This is a genomic window from Alistipes sp. CAG:268, from assembly GCA_000434235.1.
In the GTDB taxonomy this organism is placed as follows: Bacteria; Bacteroidota; Bacteroidia; order Bacteroidales; family Rikenellaceae; genus Alistipes; species Alistipes avistercoris.
Window position 1 is genome coordinate 25,720 of record FR891998.1, and the last position, 6,192, is coordinate 31,911.

At 60.7% G+C, this 6,192-nt stretch carries 7 protein-coding genes; 3 read left to right on the forward strand and 4 right to left on the reverse strand.

The features are described 5' to 3' along the window. Positions 1 to 25: 25 nt before the first annotated feature. From QZL63_RS05550 to pepE, 4 genes are all read right to left on the reverse strand, one after another. Positions 26 to 1,252, reverse strand: coding sequence for a 3-deoxy-D-manno-octulosonic acid transferase (locus QZL63_RS05550; RefSeq protein WP_022308340.1), 1,227 nt, complete (start codon positions 1,250 to 1,252; stop codon positions 26 to 28). Between the two features lie 112 nt (positions 1,253 to 1,364). Beyond that, positions 1,365 to 1,727, reverse strand: a complete 363-nt coding sequence (locus QZL63_RS05555; RefSeq protein WP_022308341.1) for a YraN family protein — start codon at positions 1,725 to 1,727, stop codon at positions 1,365 to 1,367. Next, positions 1,724 to 2,566 carry a prephenate dehydrogenase gene (locus tag QZL63_RS05560; protein ID WP_022308342.1) on the reverse strand — a complete coding sequence of 281 codons (843 nt, stop codon included), beginning with the start codon at positions 2,564 to 2,566 and terminating at the stop codon, positions 1,724 to 1,726. Before QZL63_RS05560 ends, QZL63_RS05555 begins: the two co-directional genes overlap by 4 nt. Positions 2,567 to 2,635: 69 nt before the next feature. After that, positions 2,636 to 3,337 carry a dipeptidase PepE gene (gene pepE / locus QZL63_RS05565; RefSeq protein WP_022308343.1) on the reverse strand — a complete coding sequence of 234 codons (702 nt, stop codon included), beginning with the start codon at positions 3,335 to 3,337 and terminating at the stop codon, positions 2,636 to 2,638. Between the two features lie 177 nt (positions 3,338 to 3,514). Between pepE and QZL63_RS05570 the strand changes: the two genes are divergently transcribed. The 3 genes from QZL63_RS05570 (at position 3,515) to rnc (ending at position 5,833) form a co-directional block, all read left to right on the forward strand. Next, complete coding sequence (locus QZL63_RS05570) at positions 3,515 to 3,751, forward strand: acyl carrier protein (RefSeq protein WP_022308344.1); 237 nt, start codon at positions 3,515 to 3,517, stop codon at positions 3,749 to 3,751. Between the two features lie 40 nt (positions 3,752 to 3,791). Beyond that, positions 3,792 to 5,039, forward strand: a complete 1,248-nt coding sequence (gene fabF / locus QZL63_RS05575) for a beta-ketoacyl-ACP synthase II (protein WP_022308345.1) — start codon at positions 3,792 to 3,794, stop codon at positions 5,037 to 5,039. 95 nt (positions 5,040 to 5,134) lie between these two features. Then, a complete protein-coding gene (gene rnc, locus QZL63_RS05580; protein WP_022308346.1) occupies positions 5,135 to 5,833 on the forward strand; it encodes a ribonuclease III in 699 nt (232 codons plus the stop codon). Positions 5,834 to 6,192: the final 359 nt, after the last annotated feature.

Here is a 6,192-nt window from a genome sequence, read left to right on the forward strand (position 1 = left end):
CCGTTGTCTTTTTGTCCGTCCGACTCTATTGGAAAATGGTCTTGACGATGATGTTCGTGGCGCCCTGGTGCCGCGTGGTGTAGTCCTTGGCGATGCGGCTGGTCTTCTGCAGGAACTCCTCGTTGTCGCGCAGCGGCGTGAACCAGGCGTTCAGTTCGTCGTAGTTGGCGATCGATCGGGCGGCGCCGAGGGTCACCAGGTCGCGGGCCTCCTTGAATTTCCGGTAGTTGGGGCCGAATGCCATGGGCAGTCCGAATGTCGCGGCCTCGAGCGTGTTGTGGATGCCCACGCCGAACCCTCCGCCAATGTAGCTCCAGGCGGCATATCCGTAGACCGACGACAGCAGCCCGACCGTGTCGAGGATGAGCAGCTGTTTCGATCCGTAGAGCGTTGCGGGGGTGCATTGCGTGTATCGCAGGGCTCCGCCGCGGGTTTCGGCGATGAGCCGCTCGATGCGGCCCTCGTCCATCTCGTGCGGTGCGATGAGGAACTTCACCCCGGGGTTGTCGTTCATCAGGCGGATGAGCAACTCCTCGTCGGGCCCCCAGGTCGATCCGGCCACGAACAGCCGGTTGTCGCCCTTGAAGCGCTCCACGATATCGACCCGCTTGGCTGCCCGGGCGATCTCCGCCACGCGGTCGAAGCGCGTGTCTCCGGCCACCAGCACATTGTCGAAGCCGAGCGAGGCGAGCAGTTTTTTCGACTCCTCGTTCTGCACGAACATCGCGTCGAACGACTCGAGCGCCCGGCGCCACATCCCGCCGTAGGGGCGGAAGAACACGGAGTTGCGGCGGAAGATGGCCGAGACGATGTAGGTGCGGACCTTGCGGCGGCGCAGCTCCGAGAGGAGGTTGAGCCAGAATTCGTACTTGACGAAGATGGCGATCTCGGGGTGTGCGGCGTCGAGGAACCGGCGTGCATTGCGCGGGGTGTCGATCGGCAGGTAGAAGATGTAGTCGGCCCCGGGGTAGTTCTTCCGGATCTCGTAGCCCGAAGGCGAGAAGAACGTGATCAGGATCTTGTATTCGGGGTGCGACCTGCGGAGCTGTTCGACGATCGGGCGCCCCTGCTCGAACTCTCCGAGCGAGGCGACATGAATCCAGATGACGCGGTCTTCGGGAGCGATCGCTTCCCGCATCCGGCGGAACAGGTCCTTGCGACCTTCGATCCAGAGCCGGGCCTTCGGGTGGCGCGGAGCCACGAGCCGGATGGCCCGGACATAGAGTGTGAGTCCGAGGTTATAGAGCCACATCGGTATCTGCGAGTGTTGAGTTTTTCCGTTTTTTCCGTATGTCGTGCGGCATTTCGGCCGCGGGAGACAGCTTAGTCCGGCAAAGGTATGAAAAATTGCCGGAAACGCCAAATCACCAGTTGGATTCGAAGGCGTTTTCGATCAGCTCCAGCGTGATTCTTCCGTCGTCGTGCCGTTCGGCGGCCAGCAGGTCGAACTGCACCTCGCCGCGCCACCCCGACACGCCGAGGTAATGGGTTGCGGCCCGTGTCAGGGCGTGGAACTTGCGCCGTGTGGCGGCCGCTTCGGGCGGCGTGAGCGACCCGCTGCGGCGGGTCTTCACCTCGACGATGTGGAGTATGCCGTCACGCTCGGCCACCAGGTCGAGCTCATAGCGCCCCGACCTCCAGTTCACGGCGTGGATGGCGTAACCCTCCTCCCGGAGCCACTCCGCGGCAGCCCGTTCGCCCGCCGCACCCGTTTCGGCCGTCGTCATCGCAGGATGCGTTCGATGGAGTTCGCGCGCTCCATGGCGGAGGTCAGCCCCTCGGCGTCGTTGCGCTCGATCATCCGGCGCATGATCTCCAGCTGATGGATGTGCTCGCGCAGGACATCCAGCACGTTGTACTTGTTGCCCAGCAGGATGGGCACCCAGGTCGAAGCGGCGCTTTTGGCCAGCCGCACGGTGCTTTCGAATCCGCCGCCCGCCAGGTCGAAGATGTGCCGCTCCTCGCGCTCCTTCTCGAGCACGGTGAGCGCCAGGGCGAACGACGTGACGTGGGAGATGTGCGAGACGTAGGCGGCATGGAGGTCGTGCTCCTCGGAATTCATGCGAAGCAGGCGGCATTCCAGGTTGCGGAAGATCCCTTCGACGCACGCCAGCGCATCGGCATCGCTGCGCTCCGTGTCGCACAGCACGACGTTGCAGCCGCGGAAGGCGCCGTGGCAGGCGGCCTTCGGCCCGCTGTACTCCGTGCCCCACATCGGGTGTACGGCGACGAAGCGCCCGCGGCGGGCATGCATCGAGACGGCCTCGCACAACTCGCCCTTCGTCGAGCCCATGTCCATGACCACCTGTTCCTTGCCGGCACGGTTGAGTGCCTTGACGGCCATCAGCGGCAGGACATCGACCGGCACGGCAAGCACCACGAGGTCGGCCTCGTCCATCCCCTCCTCGAAGGTGACCATGCGGTCGGCCAGCCCCAGCCGGAGGGCTTCGGCGGCGTGTTCGGGCGACCGTTCGACTCCGAGGATCTCTCCGGCGAGGGCGTGGTCGCGCAGGGCCAGGGCAAACGAGCCGCCGATAAGGCCCAGTCCTGCGATCATGACTTTCATCGTTTCAGTCCTGTTTTTTGTCCGTAATCGGCCGCTGCGGATTCCGGGACGGCCGGCGGATACCGATATTTATAATAAGAACGACAGGTCGTCGCCGGGCTGCACTTCGTAGGGTGCGATGCCTTTCTTGAAGATCCGCATCGGACGCTTGCCGATGAGCTCCAGCCGTCCCTGGTCGTAATGCAGCATGCAGCCCTCGCGCAGCCCGACCACCCAGCGGCGGGGGTTGGCCTCGATGTATTCGAGGATGCGCTGCTCGCGCGTCTCGCCGGCGTGTCCCTCGGGGTTGGCGTCGAGGTAGTGGGGGTTGATCTGGAACTTCACTGCCCCGATGGCGCGGAACGAGTCGGGTTCGACGATCGGCATGTCGTTTGTGGTGCAGATCGTCGGGCAGCAGACGTTGCTGCCGGCCGACCAGCCGACATAGGGCGTTCCGGCCTTGATCTTGCGGAGAATGGCCTGCATGAGCCCCTGCTGCTGCATCTTCCTGGCCAGAGCGAAGGTGTTGCCGCCGCCCACGCAGACCGCTTCGGCCTTGCGGATGAAGGCTGCGGGATCCTTCTCCCGGTGGACCGACCGCACCCGGATCCCCAGCTCCGAGAAACGGGCCTGCACCTTCTTCTCATACTCGGCGTAGGAGAAGGTCACTGCGGCATAGGGGACGAAGGCGATTTCGCGGACACCCTGCAGGAACCGTCCGATTTCGGCAAGCGGATAGCGCAGGTACTCCTCTCCGGCATTGGTCGAATTGGAGATCAGAAGCAATTTCATAAGTATGTGTATTTTAGTTGATTAATTAAAATTTTGTGCTAAATGTCGAAAATATTGTGAATAAAAAATCGCGCCGTTTTGTCAAAAGTAATAAAAAAAGTGTTACTTTTGCGCAAAATTACTCGGGAAAAGTATCGAACTATTTCCAAATAATTGTTTAACTAAAAACTTAAAATTATGGCAGATGTTCAATCTAAGGTCGTCGAGATCATCGTCGACAAGCTGGGTGTCAAGGAGTCGGAGGTAGTACCCGAAGCAAGCTTCACCAACCACCTGGGCGCAGACTCGCTCGATACCGTTGAGCTGATCATGGAGTTCGAGAAGGCTTTCGACATTCAGATTCCGGACGAGGACGCTGAGAAGATCGCTACCGTAGGCGACGCTATCAAGTACATCGAGGAGCACAAGAAATAATTTTCACATATTCGTTTCACACGGCAAGAAGCCTTAAATCATGACGGAAAGAAGAGTAGTAGTGACGGGCATCGGGACGATCAACCCGCTCGGCAACAGTATTGAGGAGTATTTTTCGAATCTGGAGAAGGGAGTCAGCGGTGCAGCGCCCATTACTCATTTTAATGCGGAAAAATTTAAGACACGTTTTGCCTGTGAAGTAAAGAATTACGACCCGGCACAGTATTTCGACCGCAAGGAGGTCCGCAAGTACGACCTCTTCACGCAGTATGCCCTGATCGCGGCCACGCAGGCCGTGGAGGATTCGGCCCTCGATCTCGAGACGGTCGATAAGGAGCAGGTCGGTGTTATCTGGAGCTCGGGTATCGGAGGACTCAAATCGTTCTTCGATGAGTGTCTGGGCTATGCCGCTGGGGATGGAACCCCGCGGTTTAGCCCGTTCTTTATTCCCCGCATGATCGCCGACATCGCTGCAGGCTTCATCTCCATGAAGTACGGCTTCATGGGCCCGAACTACTGTACGGTTTCGGCCTGCGCATCGTCGAACCACGGCATGATCGCCGCTTTCGATGCCATCCGCTACGGCAAGGCCGACGTGATGGTTGCCGGCGGCTCGGAGGCTGCGGTGAACGAGCCGGCTGTCGGGGGATTCAATTCGATGCAGGCGCTTTCGACGCGCAACGACGATCCCGCGCACGCTTCGCGTCCGTTCGACGTGAACCGCGACGGTTTTGTGATCGGCGAGGGTGCCGGTGCGCTCATCCTCGAGGAGTATGAGCATGCCAAGGCCCGTGGAGCCAAGATCTACTGCGAGATCATCGGCGGCGGTGCATCGGCCGATGCCTACCACTTCACCGCTCCCCATCCCGAAGGTAAGGGCGCGATCAAGGCGATGCGCGACGCCATCAAGGATGCCGGCATCCGCCCCGAGGACATCGACTACGTGAACGTACACGGTACCTCCACCCCTGCGGGCGACCTGCCCGAGCTGAAGGCCGTTGCCGAGGTGCTGGGCGACCACGTTTACGACATCAACATCTCCTCGACCAAATCCATGACGGGACACCTGCTGGGTGCCGCCGGAGCCGTTGAGGCCCTGGCCTGCATCTTCGCGCTGACGCACGGCGTCGTTCCGCCGACGATCAACTGCGAGGAGCTCGATCCGGCGATCGACCCGAAACTGAATCTGACGCTCAACAAGGCCCAGAAGCGCGACGTCAAGTGCGCCCTGAGCAATACGTTCGGATTCGGCGGTCACAACTCGACGGTGATCTTCCGTAAACTCTAACGTCCCAATCCGTCCGAGTCGTGATTGATTTTCTGCTTCGTCCGTGGCGAAGGAACTTCGGACGGGACAAGGCGTATTACAGAATCGTCGATGATATGTTCGGGTTCATCCCGCATAACATCGAACTCTACAAGCTGGCTTTGATTCACAAGTCAGCTTCTTTGGTTTTGGAGGACGGGCGTTCGATCAACAACGAGCGGCTCGAGTATCTGGGCGACGCCGTGATCGAGGCCGTCACCTCCGACTACATCTTCATCGAATATCCCGACCGTGACGAGGGCTTCATGACCAAGCTGCGCTCGAAGATCGTTTCACGGCAGTCACTCAACGCCTTGGCCGTGAAGATCGGTCTCGATACGCACGTCATCTCGAACGGCGGTGCGGGCATTGCCCAGAAGCACATCCACGGCGACGCCTTCGAGGCGATGATGGGTGCGATCTACCTCGATCAGGGCTACGAGTTCGTCAATCGGCTGCTGATCAACAACATCTATTATCGCTACCTCGATCTCGAGGAGCTGACCGAATCGGAGAACGACTTCAAGAGCCGCCTGATCGAATGGTGTCAGAAGAACCACCACAAGGTCGCCTTCCGCACCGAACACGACAAGGAGTATGCGGCCAACCATCCGGTCTTCTACTGCAAGGTGCTGGTCGATGGCATGGAGATCGGCCACGGCGTGGGCGAGTCGAAGAAGGAGGCCGAGCAGCATGCGGCCTTCTCCGTGTCGCAGTACATGACTGACGAGCAGTGCGCCTCGCTGCTCGACCGGGTGGACCGTCTGGCCCGCTGATCCCGGGCGCACGAGTAGTCGGGTACGGGGCACCGGGCGGACCGGTGGTGAGCCGTCCGGCGGGAAGAGCGGCCCGTGGAGATGTCCGGCGGTCGGGAGTCGGCTGATGTGTGTTTGTGCGTGCCGGTAAAGGGCTGGTGGACCGGCGGAACCGAATGTTTTTCGGAGAACCTCCAAGAGACGATATCAATCATGACGGAAATTGCGGACAAAATGGCGGTGCGGGGCGTCGAGTCCCTGACCGACCGCGAATTGCTCACGGCACTCGTCGAAGACGGGCGCCTGGCCGGGGCCTTGCTGGATGCCTACGGCGGTTCGCTCGCGCGGATGGCCGACGAAGCGGAGGCCCGCCTGCGTAT